Raw genomic sequence first — 25,298 nt, 5'->3', positions numbered from 1 at the left:
ATCCGGTCGTTCCAAGTGCTTCACGCTCGAACATGTCGGGGGGATGCGATGAGACGATCGGTCACTACGCCGCGCGCCAGTATTCTGGCTCTTGTACTTGCAATATCAGCATTACCGATGACTGCGTACGCGCAGGAAACGCCAGACGCGTTGCCGCAAGAGACGGCGTCGGACCCGGGCGCCGAAGTCGTCGTGACGGGCTCGCGGATCCGGCGCGACCCGCTCGACAATCCGGCGCCGGTTACGGTGATCGACGAAAGCACCATCTTGCGGACGGGGCTTTCCTCAATCGTCGACGTGCTGCAGCGTCTTCCCGCGTCCTCGGGCGGGCTCAACTCCAAGTTCAACAATTCGGGCAACTTCGGCAATCCGCCGGATGGCGGCGGGGTCGGGGCCGGTTCTGCGGCGATCGACCTGCGCTACCTGGGCGCCAAGCGCACGCTCGTGCTGGTGGATGGGCTGCGGTACGTGAATGGCGCGAGCGCCAGCGGCATCCCCGGCACGGTGGACCTCAACTCGATCCCGGACGTGATGATCCAGCGGGTGGAGGTGCTGGAATCGGCGGCATCCGCGCTCTACGGCTCGGATGCGATCGGCGGCGTGGTGAACATCATCACCCGGTCCGACCAGAAGGGCTTTCGCGCGCTTGCGCAATATGGCCAATATCTGGGCGACAATGACGGCGAGACGCAGAACTACCAGTTGAGCTGGGGCGGCGGCAAGGACGGGGTGCACCTGGACGTCGGCGGCTTTTATACCAAGCAGGATCCGGTGCGCGCGCGGGACCGCTCGATCTCGCAGTTCGTCAATCCCGGGCAGACGTCGTGCACAGATCCGATCGGCGGGTGTTCCGGCGCGGCGGTGAACGGCCGCATCCTGTTCAACCCGGGCAATCCCTCGCTGCCGGCGGGCGGGACGATCACGGTGCGCAATCCGCCGCTCACCGGCCGCGGCGTGTACGACCCGACCCTGGTCGGGGGGGACTTCCGCGCCTTTACCGCGGCGGACCGGTTCAACTTCGCGCCCTATAATTATTTCCTGACGCCCAACGAGCGCTACGGCGGCTTCATGAACGCACGGGCCGAGTTCTCCGAGGCGTTCAACGTCCGGTTGAAGGCCAATTGGGCGCACCGCAATTCCGAGAATCAGGCGGCGTTCCTGCCGCTCAACATCGGCCCCGATGCCGGCAACGGAAACCTGCTCGACACGGTCTCCATCGACGTCACCAACCCGTATAATCCGTTCGGCATCACGCTCAATTCGGGCGCAAACGGACAGCCCGCGACCTATTCGCTGATCGGGCGCCGGCTGGTCGAAGCGGGGCAGCGCACCTACAACCAGACCGTTGATACCGTGAGCGTCACCGGCACGATCGACGGCAGGTTTCAGCTGTTCGGCCGCAACTGGTATTATGACGCGAACGCGGTGATCGGCTTCAACGATGCGCACCAGCTGTTCACCGGCAACCTCAACACCGCGAAGCTGGCGCAGGCGCTGGGACCGGTGAGCCAGTGCACGGGCGACTGCGTACCGTTCAACATCTTTGGCGGGCAGGGTTCGATCACGCCGGAGATGCTGGCGTTCGTGGCCTTCGACGAACGCTCCCGCAGCCAGCAGAAGCTGCGGGACTATACGTTGAACGTATCGGGCGAACTGTTCGATCTGCCGGGCGGTCCGGTAGGCGTCGCGCTGGGCTATGAGCATCGCTACCAGCAGGGCAGCTTCACGCCGGATCCGATCATCCAGGCGGGCCTGGGTGCCGATATCCCGGCGCAGGCAGCGAGCGGCGCGTACAACGTCGACGAAGTCTATGGCGAGTTGCGCCTGCCGCTGATCCGCGACGTCTCGTTCCTGCGGCTGGTGGAGCTGAGCGGGGCGGTGCGGCATTCGGATTTCTCGACCGCGGGCGGTAACACGACGCTGTCGGGTGGTGTGTTGTGGAAGCCGGCCGACGACCTGCTGCTGCGCGGCCAATATGCGGAAAGCTATCGGGCCCCCTCGATCGGGGAGTTGTTCGGCGCGGTATCGCGGTTCGACCAGACGCTGGATGATCCGTGCACGAGTGCGCCCGGTGGGCTGTTCCAGGGCAATGCGACGGTGCGGGCGAACTGTATCGCCAATGGCGTTCCCGCAAGCGGCAGCTATGCCGAGCCGCAGGGCGGGCAGATCAGCGTCCAGACCGGCGGCAACCTGGATCTGGAGCCGGAAACCGCGAAGACCTGGGTGTTCGGAGGCGTGTATAGCCCGGCCTGGGCCCGCAACGGGTTCTTCAGCACGCTGAATCTTGAGGTCAATTACTACAACATCAGGGTGAAGGGGGCGATCTCGACCATCCCAGCGGAGGTGCTGCTCGGACGCTGCGCCCAGGATGGCGACCAGTTGTCGTGCGCGGCCGTGCAGCGCACGCCTGCCGGCTTCATCTCGTCGATCAACGGCCTGTTGCTCAACACGGGCGGGATCCGCAGCCGCGGGATCGACGCGACACTGAACCTGCGCACGCGTGAGACCGGCGTCGGCACGTTCGGCCTTTGGGCAAGCGGCAATTACCTGCTGAAGTACGAAGAGACGGTGCCCGCAACCGACGGCTTCACCAGCATCGATTATACCGGCACCGAGCGCGGCAGCCCCGACCAGGCTTATCCCCACTTCAAGGGGCTGGCGACGATCGACTGGGATCTAGGCGTCGTCGCGGCGGCATTCACCGGCCGCTACATCGACAATGTCGTCGAGAACCAGGGTGGCAACCGGCTGGGCAGCCGCTTCTATGGCGACGTGCAGTTCACGTGGCGGCCGCAGTGGCTTGGCGAACGGCTGGGCCTGACGCTGGGGGTGAACAACGTGTTCGACACGGACCCGCCGGCCTGCTTCTCGTGCAGCCTCAACAACTATGATCCGACGACCTACGATATCCCGGGCCGCTTCGGATATGCGCGGCTGACCTACGGTCTCTGACAGCAACGGCCCAGTGTCCTGGCGACCGCCGGGGCACTGGGCCGTCGATTAGCCGGGGCCGGGGCAGACGCGCGTTCGTCGCGATTCGCGAAGTTCTATAGAGTTGTACTCTGACATATGGACAAGGTAGCGGTAACAAGTTAGCCTCCGCCCCAGAGACTGTTCTCGAGCAGAGATACGCTCGGGCAGTGTCCCGTCAAGTGTACGTCCGTCCTGTTTCCGTGCAGGGGCAGGCGAATTGAAATTTTTGTTTGTCGGTTCCCTCCCGGTGCAGTTGCTTCGGGAAACGGAGAGATGTGGCCGGCGTGCGTTGGTGGAGAAACCCTCCCTGACAGCGGGCAAATATTGAGCGCGTAGCGAATGTTGCGGGCTGTGACGCGAAAGAGCCGGGTGAACCCGGCCGCCGATGGTCATGGTTCCGGTGAGGTACATGGGAGGAGAGGATGATGATCGGTTCTGTCGATCGCCGTCGCGCCATGCTGGCGTCGATGATGACGGGCGCGGGCCTGATGCTGCCGTCGGCCGGCAGCGCGCAGGCGGCCGGGCGGGCGTCGGGGGCGGGCACCGCCTCTACGCCAAAGGACGCGATCGTCCCCACCCGCTATGGACCGGTGCGCGGCTATGTCGCCGACGACGTCTATACCTTCAAGGGCATCCCCTATGGGGCCGACACGAGCGGCGAAAACCGCTGGCTCCCGGCCAAGGCGCCGGCGAACTGGACCGAACCCTATCCCGCGATCGCCTATGGCGCGAACAGCCCGCAGACGCTGCACGATTTCCGCGCCGCAGAGCACACCTTCCTCCAGCAATGGACGGACGGTTTCGTCGGCGAGGACATGCTCAAGCTGAACATCTGGACGCCGGCGCTGTCGGGCAACCGGCCGGTGATGGTCTATTTCCACGGCGGCGGCTTCGCCTTCGGCTCCTCCTATGAACTCGCCTCCCACGACGGTGCGCAGATGGCGCGGCATCATGATGTCGTGCAGGTGTCGATCAACCACCGGCTCAACGTCCTCGGCTTCTTCGACCTGACCGAGGTGGGCGGCGCCCCGTATGAGGAATCGGTCAACGTCAGCATGACGGACTGCATCGCGGCCTTGCGCTGGGTGCAGGAGAATATCGCCCGCTTCGGCGGCAACCCCGACCGGATCATGATCTATGGCCAGTCGGGCGGCGCGTCGAAGGTGACGACGATGCTGGGGATGGAGGCCGGCCGGGGCCTGATCAAGCGGGCGGCGATCCAGTCGGGCGGCGGCGGTGCGCTTCCGTCGGCGGAGCAGTCCCGCGAGTTCTCGCGCCGGGTGCTGCGCGAGCTCGGCATCGGGCCGAAGGATCTCGGCGCGCTTCAGCGGATCGAGTGGAAGCCCTTGTTCGAGGCGGGCAACAAGGTTGCCGCGGCGATGAACGGGCCGCGGCCGCCGATGGGCCCGTCGCTCACCCCCCGGGTCGGCTGGAACCCGACGCTCGACGGCAAGGTCATCACCGTCGCATCCTTCTCGGCAGTCGCGCCGGAGGTGTCGCGCGACGTGCCCATCCTGATCGGCAACACCAGCGAGGAAGGAATGCGCTGGGGCTATAATCCGGACGAGGCCAAGTGGCGCGCCGACCTGACGACGCAGATGGGCGCCGACAAGGCGAACCGGCTGATCGCGGCGATGAAAAAGGCCCATCCGGAAAAGGCGACGCGGACGCTGGCCTATGGCGTGCAGGGCCTGATGAACCGCAATCGCGTGCAGAATATGGTGGCGTTGCGGCACGCGCAGGGTGGGGCGCCCGCCTATCAATATCATTTCCAGTGGCAGTCGCCGCAGCTGGGCGGGGTCGCCGGGGCGTGGCACACCGCGGAACTCGCCTTCTGCTTCGACAACACGGCGCTGTGCGCCCAGGGAACCGGCAACACGCCCGGCGCCCAGCGGCTGGCCCGGACGATGGCGACGGCGTGGGCCAATTTCGCCCGCACGGGCAACCCCAGCCAGCCGGGGCTCGCCTGGGCGGCAACCGATCCGCAGCGGTGCCAGACCATGGTCTTCGACGAGACCTGCCGGATGGTCGACGATCCCGAGGGCGAAGCGCGCCGCATCCTGCTGAGCTGATCAAGACACTAGAGGGAACAGGGTACCGATGCACTGGACGATGAGGATCGGCGGCCTGATTGCCGCGGGGGCGCTGGCGGCTGCCGCAGTGCCGGCGGTGGCGCAGGACGGGCGCATGACGCCGATGGCCGCGCCTGCTGAGCCGAACGCCATTGCGCTGGGTACGGGCGGGGTGAAGGACCAGCCGGCTCCGGAGGCGTGGTTCCGCCAATATGGGGTCGCGATGACGCGCAACGTGTCGACGGCCACGCTGACTCCGTTCCTGCCCGATCCGGCCAAGGCGACCGGCGCCGCCGTGATCGTGGCGCCGGGCGGCGGCTTTCTGATGCTGTCGATGGAGAACGAAGGCTGGCGGGTCGCAAAGGCGCTTGCCGACCGCGGCATCGCCGCCTTCGTCCTCAAATACCGGCTGCGTCCGACGCCGGCGGCGATGGGTGATTTCGAGCAGGCGGTTGGGGCGATGTTCGCGAGCGTCGGCAAGCCGCAATCCCGTCTCAGCCCCGACGCCGCGATCGCCGGTCTGTCCGACCAGATCGCCGACGGTCGCGCGGCCGTGGCCCTGGTGCGGGCGCGCGCGAAGGAGTGGCGGGTGGATCCGGCGAGGATCGGCATGATCGGCTTTTCCGCAGGCGCCATGACGACCATGGCGACCGCCCTCGCCGCGCCCGATACGCGCCTCGCCTTTGTGGCGCCGATCTACGGATCGATGGAGGCGGTGAAGGTGCCGGCGAACGCTCCGCCGATGTTCGCGGTGCTCGCCGCCGACGATCCGCTGTTCGCGCGCAAGGGCTTTGGCCTGATCGATGCCTGGCAGCAGGCGAACCGGCCGGTCGAGTTCCATCTCTACCAGGCGGGCGGCCACGGTTTCGGCCTGGGGAAAAAGGGGACGACGAGCCCCGGCTGGTTCGACGCATTCGTGCGCTGGCTCGACACCAACGGGGTGCTCGCGGCCAAGTAACGATCGGCGCCCGCGCAGCCAGACTGCGGCGCCATTCCGACATCGAAGACACAAGAGCGGGGGGCAAGAAGAGAGATGATGATCGGCAAGCCATTGGTCCGATGCCTGGGCATCACAGGCGCATTGCTGCTTGGCGCAGGGGCGATCACGGCGGCGTCCGCGGGCGCCCCGGCCGGGCAGGAAGTGGCGAAGCCCAGTCTTGACGCCTATTTCAAGCCGGCAACCGCGACGCCGCTGGCGCCGGACCAGGACGGCTTCCTGCGCCGGTGGCTGCTGCTGGAGCCGATCAGCAAGCCGAACCCGACCAACACCGTCTTCACGGCCAGCTATGTCCGGCAGGCGCTTACCCAGCAATATTTCCCGGGCCAGTTCACGGCCATGCCGCGCAACGGCCAGGTGGTGAAGGCGGCCGAGCCGCTGCGCTGGCATGCGCTCGATTCCACCCAGTTCGACGTGAAGCTGTTCAACTTTGCCCAGGCACTGGGGAAGCCGACCTATGGCGTGATCTTCTGGGCGGTCACGGTGGTCGACAGCCCGCGCGAAATCCGCAATGCCCGAATGGCCGTGGGCTCCAATTCCGCATCGATGTGGTGGCTGAACGGCCAGGAGGCGGTCGGCCTCTACAATGATCGCCGGATGGTGATGGACGACGTGCTTTCCGACCGGCTGACGTTGCGCAAGGGGCGCAACCTGATCCGCGGTGCCGTCATCAACGGGCCGGGGCTGAGCGACTTCTGTGTCCGCTTCCTCGACGAGGATGGCCGGCCGATCCGCGACCTGAAGACCAGCCTCAAATAAGATCCGGAGCAGATCGCTCCTTCAGCAGATTCACGGAGACCTTATGAAGCGTCTTACCGCGGCCGCGATCGGCCTTTGTCTGTCTCTCGGGTTCCACGCATCTCCCGCCTCCGCGCAGGTGGAAGGAGAGCCGTTCATCCACGACCCGTCGACCATCGTCCTGTCGGACGGCAAATACTACACTTTCGGAACTCGGGGCGGGGGCCTGGTATCCGAAGACGGATGGACGTGGCGCGGCGGGCCGGAGCGGCCGGGCGGTGGCGTGGCGCCGGACGTGATCAAGATCGGCGACCGGTACTACATGTCCTATGCAGTCGGCGGAGGCGGCATGTCGGGCGGGCACGCCAGCCAGGTCAAGATGATGTGGACTCGCTCGCTCGATCCCAAGTCGCCCGATTTCAAATTCCACGATATCGGCGTGGTGGCCTCCAGCGACGGCGTCGAGACGGTCGACGCGATCGACCCGGCATTCCTGTATGCCGAGGGGCGGCTGTGGCTGACCTATGGCACCTATTTCGGGCCGATCCGCATCATCGAACTCGATCCCAGCACCGGCCTGCGGGTCGCGGGCAACCAGCCGGTGGACGTCGCCATCGACATGGAAGCCACCGCGATGATGTACCGCGACGGCTGGTATTACCTGCTCGGCACGCATGGGACGTGCTGCGACGGCCCGAACTCCACCTACCACATCCGCGTGGGCCGCTCGCGCAGCCCGCTTGGCCCCTATGTCGATCACATGGGCGTGCCCCTGCTCCGGGGCGGCGGCAAGATGGTCGTCAACGCGCGCGGCCGCAACATCGGGCCCGGGCACTTCGGCCTGATAGAGCTGCCCGGCGGCGTCGAGAAGTTCTCGATGCACTACGAAGCCGACATGAACCGCAGCGGCCGGAGCGTGCTGGGGATCGAGCCGCTTTTGTGGAAGGATGGCTGGCCGGTCGCGGGCGTGAATGTGCGTCCCGGCACCTATGAGATCCAGTCGGAACGCAGCGGCTATGCGCTGGGATTGGCGACCGACTTCGTGCGCATTCCGTTCAACGCCCGTGCCAGCTTCATGGCCAAGCCGACCGATCCGGTGAGCCCCGTCGCGGACCAGACGCTGGCCGACAATGCAGCGGTCTGGCCCCAGGGCACGACCCGCGTGGACCTGGCCGACTATATGGTCCGGCCGAACCAGTTGTGGACGATCACCCCGGTTCCGGGGGCGGGCGGCTATTTCGGGGCGCCGTTCTACAAGATCACGATCGCGGGCACCGAGCGCGCGCTAGCCGCCACCGCTCGCAACGAAGTGGAGACGGTTCCCCGCTTCACCGGGGCGGCCGAGCAGCTGTGGCAGATCGACCAGCTGACCGACGGCAGCTATCGCATCGCTCCCAAGGCGCAGTCCGGTCCAAAGCCGCTCGCGCTGGTCGCAATCGGTGGGAGCACCCCGACGCTGGCGCCGTTCGACTCGAACAGCGCGGCCGGCCGCTGGACCTTCCGCCTGCCGTAACCGATGGCACGGGGAGGAGAGGGCCAGCTCCTCCCCGTCCGTTAGGGTACGAGCGCCCTGGTGCGGAGGAGGGACTGCTTCAGGGCGGGGACCAGATGGTCAATCAATGCCCGGACGGCGCCGCCCCGCGCGCGATCGGGCGGGAACAGCAGGTTTACCGGGACGGGCGGCGGCTCGAATTCCGCAAGGATGCGGGCAAGCCGGCCGGCCGCAATGTCCTCCGCCACCTGATAGGATCGCGCGCACACGATGCCCTGGCCCCGCCGGGCAGCATCGAGCGCCGCGGCGGCGCTGCTGACGCTCAGGCGCGTCTGGACCCGCACCGAGCGCACATCGCCGCGACGATCGGTGGCGCGAAACGGCCAGAGCTCTGCGTCCCCTTCTGCGTTCAAGCCGATGCACTGGTGGCGATCCAGATCCTGCAACGCGGTCGGAAGGCCGCGGGCGGCGAGATACTCGGGTGATGCGCAGAACAAGGTCCGGATTTCGCCGACCTTGATGGCCGACAGCGTCGAATCCGGCAGCGGAGCCAGACGCACCGCCAGATCCACGCCCTCTCCGATCAGGTTGACCAGCCGGTTCACGAGGAGAAGGCGTGCGGACACCTCCGGATGCGCGTCCAGGAAGGTCTCGACCAGCGGCATCAGCTTCATTCGGCCGAAGAGTTCCGGCGCGGTAACGACGATCGGCCCGCGCAGGATCGCACCCGCTCGACCAGGGTCGACTTCCTCCAGCTTCATGAGGACGTCGCGCCAGATCGCGAGGTGATGCTCCCCTGCGGCGGTGAGGCTGAGCTTTCGGGTCGAGCGCAGCAGGAGCGTCGTGCCGGCATGCTGCTCCAGCAGAGCAACGGCACGCGTCACACTGGCGGGGCTGCGCCCGTGCCGACGTGCGGCGGCCGCAAGGGAGCCTGCCTCCACCGCCGCCACGAACAGCTCCATCGCATCCAACCGATCCATCGTTGCGCAGGGTGCAATCAAGAGAGCGCCGATGCAAGCATTCTGCACGGTCCTGCAATCCCCAGATCATGGCCCGGATAGGGAGTGCTGCAATGGACCGTAAGCTTGAGATGACCCGTCGCGCTACGTTGGGAGCGCTCGTGGCAGCGCCGATGGCCGGGATGGCACCTCCGACAGCAGCGGCGGGACAGGCGATCGCATCGAGGGAGAAGAACATGTCACAGGTTCGGTACCGCACGCAGAAGCTAGGTGATGTGGAAGTGTTCTACCGGGAGGCGGGCCCTGCGGATGCGCCGGTGATCCTGCTGCTCCACGGATTTCCTTCTGCAAGCCACATGTTCCGCGACCTGATCCCCGCACTTGCCGACGGCTATCGCGTGATTGCCCCCGATCTGCCCGGGTTCGGCCAGACCAAGGCGCCGGCGCGGGGCGAATTCAACTACAGCTTCGACGCGCTGGCAGAGGTGGTCGAGGGGTTCGTCGAGGTGATCGGGCTGCAGCGCTACGCGCTCTACATCTTCGACTATGGCGCGCCCGTCGGCCTGCGGCTTGCGATGCGGCATCCCGAGCGGGTCACGGCGATCATCTCGCAGAACGGCAATGCCTATCTGGAGGGGTTCAGCGACCAGTGGGGCGCATGGCAGGCCTATTGGCGAGACCCGAGCGCGGCAAACCGGGAAGCGTGCCGCGCCTCGCTGTCACCAGAAACCATTCGGGACTGGCAATATGGTACGGGGGCGGACCCGAGCCTGTTGTCGCCGGACGGATATGAACTGGACATCGCCTACATGGCGCGGCCGGGAGCGGAGGAGATCCAGCTCGACCTCATTCTCGACTATCGCAGCAACGTGGCGATGTACCCGGACTTTCACGCCTATTTCCGGAAGTACCGCCCGCCGCTCCTGGCGGTATGGGGACGGCATGATCCGGCCTTCATTCCTGCGGGCGCCGAGGCGTACAGGCAGGACCTGCCCGACGCCGAAGTCCATCTGCTCGATGCCGGCCATTTCGCGCTGGAGACGCACCATCGCGAAATCGCCGACCATATCCGGCGCTTCCTGGGCGCTGTGCCGGCCGCCCGGTAAACCGGTGCCCTCCGGCCAACCGGTTCCCCTATCGGAGCCGGGTCGCGCGCCGGACGGCGTCGTCGATGGGCACGTCGTGTAGCTGGCGAAACCGGGCCTCGATGAGGCTGAACAGGCCGAAGCCGAACAGGCCGGCGCCAACGATCCAGTCGAAGGGGCTGGTGAGCCACGAAAGGACCTGCGCCATTCCACCGGCCTCACCCGCCCGTTCGTCGATGCCGGCCTTTGCGAGAAGATAGCCGCTGATAAGGAACACCACGCCGCGGGCGGCATAGCCGATCCGTCCGCTCCACTGCGCCCAGGGCTGCTGCGCAATCTGCGGCTCCAGATAGCGCAGGAAACTGCCCTTGGCGGCCTTCACCAGCTGGACCGCGCCCAGGGCGAGCAGAACGGCCGCTCCCAGCATCACGAGGACCCAGCCCCCGGGCAGTTCCAGCGCCATCTCTGCGCCTTCGCGGGTGCTGTCGCCCGAGGACGAAGCAGCGCCGCGGATCAGCCGGATCGCCTGCCAGGCCAGGAAAAGATGGACGATGCCGCTGAAGCCCGCACCCGCCCGTTCGACCAAGCCTTTGCGGTCCGAACCGTGGCGTTCGATGTCCAGCGCCATGTCTGCCAGGCGCCAGAGGCCGTAGGCGAACAGCCCCGCCGCCGTGACGCCGAGCAACAGCTGCCCCCCGCCTTTGCCGAGAAACTCGAGCGCGCCGCTCGGGTCCTCGGCCCGGCCGGTTCGAACGATCAGAATGGCGATGACGATGTAGAGGAGCCCGCGCGTGGCGAAACCGATGCGCGTCAGGAAGGTCAGGCGCGAGCTGGCAGTCATGCAGGTCCTTTCGTCGATCCGGCACAAACCGCGGTGATGGCGCTCCGTTCCACATCAGCAACGTTTTGCCGTGCCATCACGCCAGCCCGGACGCGTTTGCCCGCTGCAAGCTGCCCTGCGGGCGGGAACAAGAATCTCTTGGGGTCCACCCGGGTTGCCGCCCGGCATCTTCTTCAATACCCATCAGGCCAGTAGGAATATGGAGCCGGCAGCATGGCGACGATGGCAGCCCGTGCGGAGTGGAAACCCGGTATCGCTTTGCGGGCACCGGCATGGTTGGCTTCGTTCGGCGGGCCGGCGCTGCTGCTGCTCGCGTGGCAACTGCTCGCGACGACGGGCGCCCTGCCGGACACGATCCTTCCTGCGCCGTTGGTGGTGCTGCAGGCGCTTGTGGATCTCTGGAATTCAGGCGAGTTGCCGAAGGCGATCGGGATCAGCTTGGCGCGCCTGGTCCAGGGCTATGCCATCGGCGCGGTGCTGGGCCTCGGCCTGGGTGGTCTCGCCGCCGTCTCGCGAACCGCCGAACAGTTGATCATGCCGAGCGTCCGGGCGCTGGCTGCGGTGCCGCTCATGGCCTGGCTGCCCCTGCTGATCCTGCTGGTGGGGATCGGCGAGCCGTTGAAGCTGCTCGCCATCGCCAAGGCGGCGACGCTGCCGATCACGCTTTCGACCTTTTCCGCGGTGCGCGCGATGCCGAGTGCCTGGCGTGAGGTCGGGGCGGTACTGCGCCTGCGGCCGATGACGCGGTTGCGTCGACTGTTCCTGCCCGCGCTCGCGCTGCCGCTGTTCACCGGGATGCGCCAGGGGCTGGGGAACGCCTGGGTCGCGCTGGTCGGCGCGGAGCTGCTCGCCTCCACCGAGGGGCTTGGCTATCTCATGAACTGGGGGCGGGTGATCTTCCAGCTGGACGTCGTGCTGGCGGGCATCCTGTGCGTCGCCGCGATCGGCCTGCTGCTCGACCAGGGACTCCGGGCTACCGAGGCGCGACTTTCCCGGCGCCTGGGCGGCACCCGATGATCGCGCGTCTGCCTGCCGCACTGCGCGGCTGGATCCTGCCGCTGGCGCTGGTCGCGCTCTGGTGGCTGGCCACGGAACGCGCGTGGATCGATGCCGCCTTTCTCGCGTCACCGGCGCGCGTGGCCGAGGTTCCGTTCGATCCGCAGGTCCGCGTCTTGCTGGAACAGGGCCTGGTCGCGAGCGTCCTGCGCTATCTCCAGGGTGCCGTGCTGGGCGTGCTGCTGGGCACCGCCTTTGGCCTGCTCCTCGGCCTGTCGCCGGTCGCGGACCGCCTGTTCGGCCAGAGCTTCCACGGCTTTCGCCAGGTCGCGATGTTCGCCTGGGTGCCGTTGTTTACGGCCTGGTTCGGGGTGGGAGAGACGACCAAGCTCGCCTTCGTCGCGCTGGCCGCGTTCAAGCCGATGGTGGTCGCCACGCAGGACGGGGTGCGTGCGGCACCCGCGGCACTGCGCGAGGTCGGCCGCAGCCTGTGCCTTTCCCGGCGTCGGACGATGCTGTCGATCGTCCTGCCCTCCGCCCTTCCGGCGCTGGTCACCGGCTTGCAACTTGCCTTTACCTTCGCCTGGCTCGCGACCATCGGCGTCGAGGCGCTGGTCGGCTTTGGCAGCGGCCTGGGCGCCGTGCTGATCGACGGCCGCGACAATTTCCGCATGGACGTCGTCCTGTTCGGCATCCTCGTGATCGGCGGGCTCGGCCTGCTGCTCAACCTCGCGCTCGATCGCCTCGCAGCCCGTGTGCTGCGCTGGGCGGGGGTGCGAGCATGATCCTTTCTTCCTTCACGCTGCTGGCACGCATCCGTCGGAAGTTCCTTGCACCCGCGCTCCCCATGGGAAGAGGCGGCGGAGGGCTTCCGGCACCATGCAGGGGTTTCCATGGCCAGCCGCTTGTTATTCAGGTCCTTCCGATTGTCGCTGCTTCTGGCGGCCGCGTCCGCCGTGCCGGCGCATGCAGAGGATCATGCAGAGGGTAAGGCGCCGCCGGCCGTTGATGCGGTAGCGGCCGATCCCGCCGATCCCGCCGATCCGGAAGTCGGCAGCGACATCGTCGTCACCGCTCGCAACCGCGGCGAGCGGGTGCAGGACGTGCCGATCCCGATCACCGTCGTCACGGGCGAGGAGATCGACCGGCTGCGGCTGGACACGATCAAGGACTATGCGCTGAAAGTGCCGAACCTGCTCGTGAACGCGCCCAATGCGCGCCAGAGCAGCATCGCCATCCGGGGCCTGGGCAAGAACACCGCCAACGACGGAATGGAAGCGAGCGTCGGCCTGATCGTAGACAATGTCTTCGCAGGTCATGTCGGCATGTCCTGGGTCAACTATGTCGATGTCGACCGGATCGAGTTGCTGCGCGGGCCGCAGGGTACGCTGTTGGGCAAGAACACGACGCTGGGCGTGCTCAACATCACGACCCGGGGGCCGTACTTCGAGCCCGGCGCTACTGCCGATGTCAGCGTGGGCAGCCGCAACTCCATTCTCGCCAAGGCATCGGTCACGGGACCGGTCAACGACTGGCTCGCCTTCCGCGCCAGCGTCTATTACGACAAGCGCGACGGCTTCCTCGACAACCCGTCGGTGCCGGGCGAGAGCTTCCTGGGGGTGAACCGCGGGGGCGCGCGCCTGCAGCTGCTTGCCAAGCCCGGCGACGGCTTCTCGGCGCGCATCATCGCCGAATATTTCGATGCAAGCGAGCTGATCAACACCCGCCCGCCGCGCGTGGACCCGGCGACGTTCGCGGACGGCAGCCCGCGGTCGCCCACCTATGGCTCCCGCCTGGCGCGGGACTGGTTCGCGGGGTTCCAGCCGATCTACGGCTCGTTCAGCCGGCTGTCGCTCGATAGCCAGCGGCCGCTGAAGACGCGGCAATATGGCCTGTCGGCCGAGCTCAACTGGACGCTGGGCGATTATACGCTGACGTCGATCAGCGCCTATCGCCGGCTGGACTTCGACGCGAAGAACGACACCGATTACACGCCCTTCAACATCGTCGACTATAACGGCACCCTGCTGAAGACGCAGCAGGTGACGCAGGAAATCCGCTTCGCCTCGCCGTCGGGCAGCGACATTCCGATCGACTATCAGGTCGGGTTGTTCTTTCTCCATTCGGACATCGAGACCACGAGCCGACAGCGCTTTGGCGCCGATGCGGGAGCCTTTTACGCCTCGGGCGGACAATATGCGGCGCTGAACGCCACGGCGGAGGGGCGTGCGGCGCTGGCGGATTCGCTGCGGGGTGTGCGGGTGCTGGTCGCCGAACAGCCGCGTGCCACCAGCATTGCGGCCTTCGGGCAGCTCAACTGGCACATCACGCCCCGCGCGACCCTGACGCTGGGCATCCGCGATACGCAGGAGTGGAAGAACAACGACATCGCCAAGACCGCCGAGACGCCGCTGGCGCTGGAGAGCCGCTACGCCGGTGCGATCCTCACCAACGCGCAGGCAGTTCGCGCCGGGCGGATACGCGCCCTGTATGCCACCAATGGCCGCAAGATCTCCGACAACTCGGTCTCGTGGCTGGTCAGCCCAAGCTATCGGCTGTCGGAGGATGTGCTCCTCTATGCCTCGGCCGCGCGGGGGGAGAAATCCGGCGCCGTGCAGTTCAACGAAGACACGGGCGCGCCGCAGAACGTCGCACCGGAACGGGTCCGCGACTATGAACTCGGCATCAAGAGCCAGTGGTTCGACCGGACGCTGACCTTCAACCTCAATCTCTATCGGACCAACGTCAGCGATTATCAGGCGGTGCTGTCGACGATCGGTGCCGACAATTCGGTGATCAGCTATCTCGGCAATGTCGGGCGCGTGCGGATGCAGGGCGTGGAGCTTGAGGGCGCGCTTCGCCTCTCCCCACAGGCGACGATCAGCTTTGCCGGCGCGTACAACGACGCGACCTATCGCTCCTTTCCCAATGCCCCGTGCGCGCTGGAGGTCAGCAACATCCAGGCGATCTGCGACTTGTCCGGTCGGCGGCTGGCCGGTGCATCCAAATGGACGGGCAACATCGGCTTCGACGGCTTCGTACCGGTCGGCAGCGGGGTGGAGCTTTACGCCAACTGGACGACGGGCTTCCGGTCGGATGCGAACCTCAACTCCAGCCTGTCGATCTACGGGATCCAGAAGGGCTATTCGCTGACCAACGGAAGCATCGGCTTCCGGGCCGCGGATGGCCGGTGGGACGTGGGGCTGTGGGCTCGCAACCTGTTCGACGAGAAATACGTGACCGACGTCGGCTCCGCATCCGGGAACGCCGCTTTCAACCAGACCCTGGGCGAGCGCCGACTGATCGGCGTCAGCTTCCGCGGCCGCATCTGAGGAGAAGCAGCATGACCTACGCAGCCGAACAACGGGGCTTTCGCCCAAGGCTGGTGCCTAGCATCGATCCCGATGCCGAGGTGCTGGTGCTCGACGGGGTGGAGAAGGAGTTCACCGTCGACGGTCGGCCGGTGCAGGCGCTCGCGCGGATCGACCTGCAGCTTCGCCGCGGCGAATTCGTGTGCCTTATCGGCGCGTCGGGTTGCGGCAAGTCGACGATCCTGCGGATGATCGCGGGGCTCGACCGGCCGACGGCGGGGGAGGTGCGCGTGGGTGGCAAGGCCGTAAAGGGGCCCGGCCTCGACCGCAGCCTTGTGTTCCAGGAGCATCGGCTGCTGCCCTGGGCCACGGTCGAGCAGAATGTGTTCCTGGCGCTTGATGCGGTGCCGATCGACCGGGCCGAGAAATGGCGGCGGGTGGGGGAGCATCTCGCCCTTGTCGGGCTGGCGGATTTCGCGCGCGCCTATCCCGCCCAGCTTTCGGGCGGCATGGCCCAGCGTGCGGCGATCGCGCGGGGGCTGGTCGCCAACCCGGCCATCCTGCTGCTCGACGAGCCGCTGGGCGCACTGGATTCGCTGACGCGCAGCTATCTCCAGGACGAGCTTCTTCGTATCTGGGAAGCCGAAGGAACGACGACGCTGATGGTGACACACGACGTGGAGGAAGCGCTGCTGCTGGCAGATCGGGTGGTGGTGCTCGATCCGCGGCCGGGACGCGTCCGCCAGATTGTCCGGGTCGACCTCCCGCGGCCGCGCCGCCGCGGGGATGCCGGGCTCGCCGCGCTTAAGGAGCAGGTGCTGGGCGAGTTGCGCCACCTGTGAGCCTTGCCAACCCGAGCCAGGCGCGCAGGGTCGCGCTGATCGTCGCCATCGCCTTTTTCATGCAGAACCTCGACGGGTCGATCATCAACACGTCGTTGCCGCAGATCGCGGCGAGTTTCGGCGTCGCGCCGCTCGACCTGTCGATCGGCGTCACCGCCTATCTGGTGACCGTGGCGGCCGTTCTGCCGGCGAGTGGCTGGGTGGCCGATCGCTATGGCGCCCGCCGGGTGTTTCTGGCGGCGATCCTGCTGTTTACCCTGGCGTCCCTGGGCTGCGGACTGGCGGCCAGTCTTCCCCAGTTCGTGGCGGCGCGGGTGGTGCAGGGCATCGGCGGCGCATTGATGACGCCGGTCGGGCGCATGGTCGTGCTGCGCAACGCCCAGAAGTCAGAGCTTCTGCAGGCGACGGCATTGATCACCTGGCCGGCGCTGCTCGCGCCCGTGATCGGCCCGGTGCTGGGCGGGTTCATCACCACCTATGCGTCCTGGCGCTGGAATTTCCTCCTCAACCTGCCGCTTGGGCTGATCGGGCTTGCCGCCGTAGTTCGCTTCGTACCCGTACTGCCCGCCGAAGTCCGCCGGCCGTTCGACCACCGGGGATTCCTCCTGTCCGCCGGCGCGCTGGTGCTGTTGCTGGTCGGGCTTGAAGGACTGGCCCGGGTACAGGCGCGGCCATTGCTGCCGGTGTCGCTCACCCTCCTCGGCCTGGCGGCCGGGGCACTGGCGGTGTGGCATTTGCGACGCACGCGAGCGCCGTTGGTCGACCTGGCGACGCTTCGCACGCAAACCTTCACCGTCTCGTCCCTGGGCGCGGGTTTTCTCTACCGCATCGCGATCAACGCCACGCCGTTCCTCCTGCCGCTGCTGTTCCAGCTCGGCTTCGGAATGGATGCGGCGGGAGCCGGGCTGCTGGTCCTCGCCTATTTTCTCGGCAACCTCGCCATGAAGCCGCTCACCTCGCCGCTGCTGCGTCGGTTCGGCTTTCGGGGGGTCCTGGTCGTCAACGGGGTGCTCGGCGGCGGCGCGATCCTGGCGTGCGGGTGGCTGGCGCCCGGGACACCGTCCGCCGTGCTGACACCCCTGCTGTTCGCGGCGGGCCTCACCCGCTCGATGCAGCTTACCTGCCTGAACACCCTGGCGTTCGCCGATGTCGAGGCGGCGCAGCGAAGTGCGGCGACGACGCTGTCGGGCGTGAGCCAGCAGGTATCGAGCGTCCTGGGCATCGCGGTTGCGGCCGTGCTGCTCAACCTTGCGAGCCTGTGGCGGGGGGCTGCCGAGCCCGGCTTGCCCGACTTCCTGCCTGCTTTCGTGGCGGTGGGGTTGCTAGCGGTCGGATCGGGGCTCGCGTTCCTGCGCCTGCCCGAAAGCGCCGGGGCGGAGGTGAGCGGGGCCGCAGGAAGTTCGTCTAGGCGGGCGCAAACTTCTTCTAGCCGGCCCCAGGGCAGATAGCCTCTTCTATATTCCCACTGAACAGATATGGATTGGCGGTCGGTCGCGCTTCCACATCTCGTGCCAGCAGTGCGAAAGGGCGACCGGCACCGGCATTCCAGCCAAAGGAGCTTGCCCATGCCTGCCACGCCATCGAACCCGCTCGACCTCGGGGCGCCAGCTCCGGCCTTTGCGCTTCCCGAGCCGTTGACCGGCCAGATCATCGAGCTGGAGGATGTCGCCGCGGGGGCCTCCGCCGTGCTCGTCGCCTTCCTCTCCAACCGCTGCCCCTATGTGCTGCTGATCCAGGACGCGCTGAACACGCTGGCGCGCGAATATGCGGATCGTGGTGTCCGCGTCGTCGGCATCAACAGCAACGCGCAGGAGGTGAAGGCGGAGGAAAGCGCCGAACACGTCGCGCTGCACGCGCGCGAGCATGGCTTCGTCTTTCCGTATCTCCGCGACGAGAGCCAGGATGTGGCGCGCGCCTATGACGCGGCCTGCACGCCCGACCTCTACCTCTACGACGCATCGCTGCGCCTGTATTACCATGGCCAGTTCGACGCCGCGCGGCCGAACGCCAACACGCCGGTAACGGGCGAGGACCTCCGCGCCGCGCTCGATGCGCTGCTGGCCGGCGAGCCAGCGCCTGCACGGCAGATCCCGTCGGTCGGGTGCAATATCAAGTGGCGTGAGGGCGACGCCCACGGCGTCCTCCAGGCTGCCTGATCCGATGCGGCCGCCGCCCGAGCAACATGCGCCCCACCCGGCCGAGCATCGGTTCGATGCCGACGTGCTGGTGCTGGGCGGCGGGCCCGCCGGAACCTGGGCAGCATTGACCGCGGCCGAGGCGGGGGCGCGCGTCGTCCTCGCCGACAAGGGCTATTGCGGTACCTCGGGCGCGACCGCGCCCTCGAACACCGGCGCCTGGTATCTGCCGCCGGGACCTGCGCGGGAGGCTGAGGCCGAACGTCGTCTGGCGCGGGGGCACGGGCTGGCCGATCGCCGCTGGATCCTGCGCGTCATCGACCAGGCGTGGCAGAACCTCGATGTGCTCGCCGAGCGCGGTTATCCGTTCCCCGTGGACGAGGGCGGCCGGCCCTATCGGGCCAACCTGCGCGGGCCCGATTACATGCGCTTCATGCGCCGCCGCGTCGACAAGGCACGCGTGCGCGTGCTCGACCATAGTCCTGCGCTCGAACTGCTCTGGCATGACGGCACCGTTGCGGGCGCGGCAGGGGTTCGCCCGCGCGACGGCAGCCGTTGGGAAGTACGCGCGGGCGCCGTCGTGATGGCGACCGGCGGCTGCACCTTCCTGTCGCGCGCGCTGGGCACGGACGGCAACACCGGCGACGGCTATCTGATGGGCGCGGAGGCGGGCGCGCGCCTGTCGGGCGTCGAATTCTCCAGCCAATATGGCGTCTCGCTAGTCGATGCGTCGATCACCAAGGGCCTGTCCTTCATGTTCGCGAACTTCGCGCTGGAGGACGGATCGCCGCTGCCCGAGGGCGCAGACCGCGCCAGCAGGATCGCACGCGCGCTGATCGAGGGGCGGCGGGTGTTCGGCATCATGGACAAAGGGACGCCGCAGGGTCACGCCTGGCTGCGTCAGGGTCAGCCGAACACCATGCTCCCCTTCGACCGCGCGGGCATCGATCCCTATTCCGAGCGGTTCGAAGTGACCCTGCGATCGGAAGGCCTGGTGCGCGGGGTCGGGGGCCTTGAGCTCGTGTCCGACGACTGCGCGACCGACGTACCGGGCCTCTATGCGGCGGGCGATGCCGCCACGCGCGAGAATCTTGCCGGTGCGGTCACCGGCGGCGGCAGTCCGAACGCATCCTGGGCAATGGCGAGCGGCAGCTGGAGCGGTCGCGCCGCCACCCGCTTCGGCATTGCGCAGCGGAGCGCCGCCCCACGACCCGTCCGCGCGCTGGGCGGTGCCGGCCTTCGCCCGACCGCGCGCCCCTATCTGGACGCAGGCGAGGTGACTCGCTTCGTTCAGGGCGAGACCCTGCCGCTGGACGTCAACTTCTTCCGCAGCGGCGCGCGCATCGCCGAAAGCCGCCAAGCCCTTACCGCCGCCTGGGCGGATATCCGCGCCGGCTTGTCCGGAGAGGGCCGGGGCCTGGTGCGAGCGCGGGAAGCCGCGGCCATGGCGGCGACCGCCCGCTTCATCTGGGAAGCCGCCGCGCTTCGCACCGAGAGCCGCGGCATGCACCGACGCCTCGACCTGCCGGACGAGGACGCGACCTTCGACGACCGCATTCACGTCTCCGGCGTCGACCAGATCGCCGCCGCATTCCGCAACGCATCGCAGGAGGCCGTCGCATCATGATCGAGCTCGTCCACGCCGGCCGCTGCATCGAATGCGATATCTGCGTCCGCATCTGCCCTCGCGATGTCTTCGATGCCGTGCCGGACGGCGCTCCGGTGATCGCGCGCAAGGGCGACTGCCAGACCTGTTTCCTGTGCGAAATCTATTGCCCGGTCGACGCGCTCTACGTGTCGCCCAGGGTCACGCAGGACGAGGCGGTCGACGCCGCCGCGCTGGAAGAGAGCGGGACCCTTGGCAGCTATGCGCGCGCGCTCGGCTGGAAGCGCGGCCGCGCGGCCGGCACCGAACAGGACACCACGCGCCACCTCCGCCTGCTCGGCGGGGTCGGCGGCTGAAGGATAGCATCCCATGATCCGATTGTTGCGCAGCCTGATGCTGCTCCTGGCAGCGGGCCTCGCCTCTCCTGCATGGGCAGAGGCGCCCCCCAAGCTGATCCGCGTGTCGGCGATCGGCGCCCCCGGCCAGCGCACCGCCACCAGCTACATGGGGATTCTCCAGACCCAGCGCTTGCTGGAAAAGGAGTTCGCCCGCGATGGCGTGCGCATCCAGTGGCTGGTGCTGGACGGTGCCGGCCCTGCGCAGAACGAAGCGATCGCCAACGGCCTCACCGACTTTGCCAATTACGGGATCCTGCCGAACATCATCGGCCGCGGGCGGGGGCTGAAGACCCGCATCCTCGCCTCCTACGGCTATTCCAACAGCTATGTGATCGCGCGGCCGGACCTGCCGATCCGCGGCGTGCGGGACCTGAAAGGGCGCACCATCGGCGTCGACGTCGGCCACGTCCCGCACCTCGCGCTGACGCGCCTGCTTGCCGAAAACGGCCTTGCGACGAGTGACGTGCGCATCGTCGCGATGAAGACGCCGGATGCGCTGGCGGCGCTGGCCGCCCGCCGCATCGACGCGACCATCGGCCCGGTGAACCTCCTCAACCTGGTCGAACAGCGCAAGGCCCAGTTGGTCTTCAGCTCAAAGGGACGCAAGACCGAGGCCACCAACATCGGCGCCTTTGTCGTGACCGACGATTTCGCCCGCCGCTATCCCGAGACCACCAAGCGGGTGGTGAAAGCCTATCTGCGCGCCGTCCACTGGGCTGCCGATCCCGGCAATCGCGAACGCTATCTCGCCTTCATCGCGCGCACGTCGAACACGCCGCTGGCGCTGGTGCGGCAGGACAATGCCGGCGAACTGATCCGTGACAAGGCGAACCCGCTTCCGGTGCGCGCCTATCGCGAGCGCGTCGCCTCCGCGGCCGCCTTTTCGCTGGACCAGAAGATGGTGCGCAAGCCGGTCGACACGCGCGGCTGGGTCGATGCCCGCTTCATCCTTTCCGCCGCGCAGGAGCTCGGCCAGCTCCGCTACTGGCCGCGGTGACGCACGGGAAACGCGGTGCGCCGCAGCCTGGCATCGGACCTGGCGGCCGCTCGGCGTTTGCCGCGGGCGCTTCGCCGCTCCTGGCGACCCATGTTGCGGCGGCGTTCATGCGAGGTGCTTACCTAGCCGCCGACGGAGCAGTAGATGCCGGGACAGGCACGCGCCCCAGGCGCGAGTCCCTGACGGCCTGACCGGCACGGAGTTGGATGGCGTGGAGAAGATGGCTGTTTTCAATGGGCTGCGCGAGCAGCGCACGCACGCGCAGACGGCGCAGCGGCCTTCCGGATATCGTGAGTTCACGCTTCAGGAACGGGAATCCGGGCCACCACCCGCGGACACGGCCATCGTGCGCAAGCTTCTGCGGCAGAGCTATCCGCTGCCCAGCGACACCTTCATCACCGAGTCCTTGCCCGAGCTGATCACGCGGCTTTCGCTCTTTCGCTGAGGAAAACGGGGTCAGTAGGTGGCGGGAGGATCGCTCGCCGGGAAGGATTCGTCCGAGGCCTCGTCGACCTTGGTCCAGGGTCGATGCGTGGGGTCTCGCATCGCCTCGGGCCCGGCGGGGCGCACGGCTGGATAGCCCTCGGGGGCAGCATCGACCATCGGACGATCCGCGAACGCGGCGTTTGCAAGCGGGGTGTCGTCCTCCGTATCGCCGCGGCGCAGGCGGCGGCGTCCGACCAGCATTGCGCCGGCGACGACGCTCCCTACCACCAGCGCGCTCGCAAGCGGACGCAGCTCAAGCCAGGTGTAGAGGCTCGGCCGCGCGCGATCGGTGAAATCGCCGCGGGTCCGGTCGTCGCCCTCTGGCTCATAGAGATTGCCGGGCTGGCCGTCCGGCCTCGGCCGATCCGTCTTCGAAGCGGAGATGCCCAGTTTTGCGAGGGTGGCATCCACCACGCCGGGCGTCATCGCCTGGCTCATCGCCATGCTGCGCGCAGCACCGCCGGCAAACAGGTCTCGCACCGGATGTTCGGCGGCATAGAGGACGCAGTCGGCGACCACGGCAGGATCGTAGAACGGCGGCGGACCCTTGGGCGCGACATCGAGCTTGCTGCGCGCGTTGGTGAAGAACGGCGTGTTGATCGTCGCCGGCTTGATGCTCGTCACCGACACGGGCGCACCCTCTGCCATCAGCTCGCGGCGCAGCGCATCGAACGCGCCTTCGACCGCGTGCTTGGACGCCGCATAGGCACTGTGCAGCGGCAGCGAGACGATGCTCTCGACGGACGAGATCACGATCAGCGCGCCGCCGTCCTCACGCAGGTGCGGCAGCGCCGCCTGCGCGCCGTGCACATAGCCCAGGAAGTTCACCTCAAGGATCCGGCGGAACTCCTCGGGCGTGGTATCCTCGAACCCGGCATAGACCGACACGCCGGCCACGTTGACCCAGCTGTCGATCCGGCCGAAGCGCACCAGCGCGTCGCGCGCGACATGGCGCACCTGTTCCTCGTTGGTGACGTCGCAGACGACGGGCACGGCTTTGCCACCGGCGGCGGTAATCTCTTCGACCAGCGACGCGAGGCCGGCCTCGTTCCGTGCCGCCACGACCACGATCGCGCCGCGGGCGGCCGCGCGCCGCGCCGTCTCTCGCCCGATGCCGCTGGACGCGCCGAGGATCACCATGACCTGTTCGGAAAGGGGTTTGAGCTTGATCGCCATGTTCGTACCCAATGCTGCCGAGAGACGCGCAGGTGGCGCGGGTCACTCCCTCGAACGGTAGGGACCGTCGAGGGTTCCGGGTGCGTCGTGAGCCGGCGCCCAGCCTCCTCCGGAATCAGAGTCTGGCTGTTAACCAAGCGCCTTTGCGGCGATCGCGCTTTGCGCTAGAAGCAACAGGCTCGCGTGCAACCCCGGGTTGCGGCGACGAGTTCGATCAGCTTCATCTCGACGAGACCCACGGTTTTGTTGCGCCACGCGTGTTCCTGGAGCCGATCCGGGAGCACCAGCGCATTCGGGGCGCGCATGCGCTGCCGATGCGGGCGCCCCTACGCCAGTCCCGCCGAGAATTTCGGGAATCCAGCATGCGCCTTCAGGTCGAAGCGACCCTTACCTACCGGATCGACGAGGCCGCCGACGTGCTGCTCGCCATCGAAGCCGCCCCCACCGAGGAGCAGCGCCTGATCGAGGATCGGCTGATCGTGAACGGGGGCGGCCCCCTGCAGACCGTAGCCGGCGACGACGGCATCGGCCGGCGGACCTGGGTGCGGGCGCACGGCATGTTCGAGGCCGAATATCGCGGCACCTTCGTGGTGGACCGCACCGAGGAGCCGATCGCCGGCCTCGCGGTGACGCCGCACCGCGATCTTCCGGCCCATGTCATCCCCTATCTCTGGCCGAGCAGGTTCTGCGAGGCGGATCGCTTCATCGCCTTTGTGGTGCGCCAGTTCGGCCATTTGCAGGGCGGGGCGCAGGTGCTGGCGATCGCGGAGTGGATCCGCAACAACATCGACTATCGAATCGGCACGAGCCACGAAACGACCAGCGCGGTCGACACCTTCGTGGCACGCCAGGGCGTGTGCCGGGACTTCGCCCATGTGATGGCCGCGCTGACGCGGGCCGCGGGTATCCCGGCGCGGCTGGTCTCCGCCTATGCCTGGAAGCTCGATCCGCCCGATTTCCACGCGGTGGTGGACGTGTGGCTGGACGGCCGGTGGCGGCTGGTCGACGCGAGCGGACTTGCGCCGACCGAGGGGCTGGTGCGGATCGCCGTGGGACGCGACGCCACCGACATCTCGTTCATGACGATCTTTGGCCATGCGGACTTCGTGAACCAGCAGGTCCGCGTCACGCGACTGGACGACAAGCCGGGTGCCGCCGGGGGGAATGCATGACCACTTCGCCAAAGCTCTGGGACGGGGACATGGTCCGCACCTGGCTGGAGCGTCGGCTCGCCGCCGCGCGACTGGACCAGGCGGCAGCGGACCGGCGCGGCTATGAGGCGCGGGACGACTACGACAAGGCCGCTGCCGAGGAATGGATGTGTCGCGCCCTCAAATCGGCGGAATGCATCCACGATCAGGCCGCGTTCGCCAAGCGCGTGAAGGAGTTGATCGCGCAGGACGACTATGTCGCGACCGGCATCTATGACGATGCGCGGTTCGAACGGCATGTTCGCGGCCATCTGCGCAAGCTCGCCAAGATGACCAAGGCCAACGAGGGGTTCGAGAAGACGCTGCGCTACCAATAGGCTTGGACGACCGGCCCGGACGGGATCAGCGTTCGGGCTGGCGAGGAGCATCCAGATCCTTCTCCATCAACTCCAGCTGAAGCTCGGATCCGCTCGGAAGCGGCAGGTCGAAGCGGCGCACCGGTCGATATCCTGACGCAGCATAGAATGGCACCGCCTGGAGGGTCGAGGTGAGTTCGGCCCTGCCGAACCCTGCTTCCCGTGCGGCATCCTCGCTGAGGCGGAGCAGCAAAGCGCCCACGCCCCGACGCCCGAATTCGGGGTCCACGTAGAACGCACGGATGCGCGCGGGATCGGCGGCGGGGTCGAGCGGATCGGCCTCCGGATCCTCCGGCCCGTGCGCGCCCGCGATGGTCTTGCGATAGCTCCAGCCACCGGCACCCGCGAGCGCGCCGTCGATCTCCGCCACGAAATAGGTGCCGTCGCGGACGAGTTGCCAGTCCACGCCATAGGCATGGAGGACGGCTTCATCGATGATGGCATCGCTGTAGCTGTCGCGATGCAGGGCGCGGATGGAGCGGGCGGTGAGCGCGTTGATCGCGGATACGTCTGCCGGCTCGGCCAGCCTCCAACTGATCTGGGTCATAGTCTCGGCGCTCCCACAAAGAGGGGCGCGAATAGCCGCTGCCGGGCGTGCTATTATTTCAGCCTGAAGGTCACAGCGAC

At 67.6% G+C, this 25,298-nt stretch carries 22 protein-coding genes; 18 read left to right on the top strand and 4 right to left on the bottom strand.

Annotated elements, in window-relative coordinates; genetic code table 11:
- The first annotated feature begins 117 nt into the window (after positions 1-117).
- The 5 genes from QP045_RS05730 to QP045_RS05710 all read left to right on the top strand — a co-directional run bounded on the left by QP045_RS05730 (position 118) and on the right by QP045_RS05710 (position 8,293).
- Positions 118-2,952 carry a TonB-dependent receptor domain-containing protein gene (locus QP045_RS05730; protein ID WP_422514005.1) on the top strand — a complete coding sequence of 945 codons (2,835 nt, stop codon included), beginning with the start codon at positions 118-120 and terminating at the stop codon, positions 2,950-2,952.
- A gap of 446 nt (positions 2,953-3,398) precedes the next feature.
- A complete protein-coding gene (locus QP045_RS05725; RefSeq protein WP_422514004.1) occupies positions 3,399-5,045 on the top strand; it encodes a carboxylesterase/lipase family protein in 1,647 nt (548 codons plus the stop codon).
- Positions 5,046-5,073: 28 nt separating this feature from the next.
- Positions 5,074-6,003 carry an alpha/beta hydrolase gene (locus tag QP045_RS05720; RefSeq protein ID WP_422514003.1) on the top strand — a complete coding sequence of 310 codons (930 nt, stop codon included), beginning with the start codon at positions 5,074-5,076 and terminating at the stop codon, positions 6,001-6,003.
- 78 nt (positions 6,004-6,081) lie between these two features.
- On the top strand, positions 6,082-6,801 hold the full coding sequence (locus tag QP045_RS05715; protein ID WP_422514002.1) for an acetylxylan esterase: 720 nt from the start codon (positions 6,082-6,084) through the stop codon (positions 6,799-6,801).
- A gap of 43 nt (positions 6,802-6,844) precedes the next feature.
- Positions 6,845-8,293: a family 43 glycosylhydrolase gene (locus QP045_RS05710; protein ID WP_422514001.1), complete on the top strand. Its 1,449-nt coding sequence runs from the start codon at positions 6,845-6,847 to the stop codon at positions 8,291-8,293.
- A 41-nt stretch (positions 8,294-8,334) separates the two neighbouring features.
- Here QP045_RS05710 and QP045_RS05705 read toward each other — a convergent pair whose 3' ends face one another.
- On the bottom strand, positions 8,335-9,252 hold the full coding sequence (locus QP045_RS05705) for a LysR family transcriptional regulator (RefSeq protein ID WP_422514000.1): 918 nt from the start codon (positions 9,250-9,252) through the stop codon (positions 8,335-8,337).
- A 92-nt stretch (positions 9,253-9,344) separates the two neighbouring features.
- Between QP045_RS05705 and QP045_RS05700 the strand changes: the two genes are divergently transcribed.
- Complete coding sequence (locus tag QP045_RS05700; RefSeq protein ID WP_422513999.1) at positions 9,345-10,337, top strand: alpha/beta fold hydrolase; 993 nt, start codon at positions 9,345-9,347, stop codon at positions 10,335-10,337.
- 28 nt (positions 10,338-10,365) lie between these two features.
- On the opposite strand, the gene QP045_RS05695 is transcribed toward QP045_RS05700, so the two are convergent.
- The gene (locus QP045_RS05695) at positions 10,366-11,157 is read right to left on the bottom strand and encodes a DUF1206 domain-containing protein (protein WP_422513998.1); all 792 of its coding nucleotides are present in this window, start codon (positions 11,155-11,157) and stop codon (positions 10,366-10,368) included.
- 213 nt (positions 11,158-11,370) lie between these two features.
- On the opposite strand from QP045_RS05695, the gene QP045_RS05690 reads away from it, so the two are divergent.
- The 10 genes from QP045_RS05690 (at position 11,371) to QP045_RS05645 (ending at position 21,887) form a co-directional block, all read left to right on the top strand.
- Complete coding sequence (locus QP045_RS05690) at positions 11,371-12,174, top strand: ABC transporter permease (RefSeq protein WP_422513997.1); 804 nt, start codon at positions 11,371-11,373, stop codon at positions 12,172-12,174.
- Complete coding sequence (locus QP045_RS05685) at positions 12,171-12,938, top strand: ABC transporter permease (RefSeq protein WP_422513996.1); 768 nt, start codon at positions 12,171-12,173, stop codon at positions 12,936-12,938. The genes QP045_RS05690 and QP045_RS05685 overlap by 4 nt, the downstream gene beginning before the upstream one ends.
- 141 nt (positions 12,939-13,079) lie before the next feature.
- The gene (locus QP045_RS05680; protein ID WP_422513995.1) at positions 13,080-15,485 is read left to right on the top strand and encodes a TonB-dependent receptor; all 2,406 of its coding nucleotides are present in this window, start codon (positions 13,080-13,082) and stop codon (positions 15,483-15,485) included.
- An 11-nt stretch (positions 15,486-15,496) separates the two neighbouring features.
- Positions 15,497-16,306 (top strand): ABC transporter ATP-binding protein, encoded by an 810-nt coding sequence (locus QP045_RS05675; protein ID WP_422513994.1) that lies wholly within the window; start codon positions 15,497-15,499, stop codon positions 16,304-16,306.
- Positions 16,303-17,754 (top strand): MFS transporter, encoded by a 1,452-nt coding sequence (locus QP045_RS05670; RefSeq protein WP_422513993.1) that lies wholly within the window; start codon positions 16,303-16,305, stop codon positions 17,752-17,754. The genes QP045_RS05675 and QP045_RS05670 overlap by 4 nt, the downstream gene beginning before the upstream one ends.
- 117 nt (positions 17,755-17,871) lie before the next feature.
- Positions 17,872-18,462, top strand: coding sequence for a thioredoxin family protein (locus tag QP045_RS05665; protein WP_422513992.1), 591 nt, complete (start codon positions 17,872-17,874; stop codon positions 18,460-18,462).
- A 4-nt stretch (positions 18,463-18,466) separates the two neighbouring features.
- The gene (locus tag QP045_RS05660; RefSeq protein WP_422513991.1) at positions 18,467-20,068 is read left to right on the top strand and encodes an FAD-dependent oxidoreductase; all 1,602 of its coding nucleotides are present in this window, start codon (positions 18,467-18,469) and stop codon (positions 20,066-20,068) included.
- Complete coding sequence (locus tag QP045_RS05655; protein WP_422513990.1) at positions 20,065-20,403, top strand: 4Fe-4S dicluster domain-containing protein; 339 nt, start codon at positions 20,065-20,067, stop codon at positions 20,401-20,403. Before QP045_RS05660 ends, QP045_RS05655 begins: the two co-directional genes overlap by 4 nt.
- 13 nt (positions 20,404-20,416) lie before the next feature.
- A complete protein-coding gene (locus QP045_RS05650) occupies positions 20,417-21,442 on the top strand; it encodes an ABC transporter substrate-binding protein (protein WP_422513989.1) in 1,026 nt (341 codons plus the stop codon).
- A gap of 211 nt (positions 21,443-21,653) precedes the next feature.
- The gene (locus QP045_RS05645; RefSeq protein WP_422513988.1) at positions 21,654-21,887 is read left to right on the top strand and encodes a hypothetical protein; all 234 of its coding nucleotides are present in this window, start codon (positions 21,654-21,656) and stop codon (positions 21,885-21,887) included.
- Positions 21,888-21,898: 11 nt separating this feature from the next.
- On the opposite strand, the gene QP045_RS05640 is transcribed toward QP045_RS05645, so the two are convergent.
- On the bottom strand, positions 21,899-23,104 hold the full coding sequence (locus QP045_RS05640) for an SDR family oxidoreductase (RefSeq protein WP_422513987.1): 1,206 nt from the start codon (positions 23,102-23,104) through the stop codon (positions 21,899-21,901).
- Between the two features lie 362 nt (positions 23,105-23,466).
- Here QP045_RS05640 and QP045_RS05635 point away from each other — a divergent pair, with 362 nt between their 5' ends.
- Positions 23,467-24,276 (top strand): transglutaminase-like domain-containing protein, encoded by an 810-nt coding sequence (locus QP045_RS05635; RefSeq protein WP_422513986.1) that lies wholly within the window; start codon positions 23,467-23,469, stop codon positions 24,274-24,276.
- Entirely contained in the window at positions 24,273-24,632 is a 360-nt protein-coding gene (locus QP045_RS05630; protein WP_422513985.1) for a hypothetical protein, read from the top strand. Before QP045_RS05635 ends, QP045_RS05630 begins: the two co-directional genes overlap by 4 nt.
- Positions 24,633-24,657: 25 nt before the next feature.
- On the opposite strand, the gene QP045_RS05625 is transcribed toward QP045_RS05630, so the two are convergent.
- On the bottom strand, positions 24,658-25,218 hold the full coding sequence (locus QP045_RS05625; RefSeq protein ID WP_422513984.1) for a GNAT family N-acetyltransferase: 561 nt from the start codon (positions 25,216-25,218) through the stop codon (positions 24,658-24,660).
- Positions 25,219-25,298: the final 80 nt, after the last annotated feature.

Origin of the sequence: Sphingomonas sp. 3-13AW (assembly GCF_049311085.1) — a bacterium.
GTDB lineage: Bacteria > Pseudomonadota > Alphaproteobacteria > Sphingomonadales > Sphingomonadaceae > Sphingomonas.
This window is presented reverse-complemented; position numbering and strand designations above follow the sequence as displayed.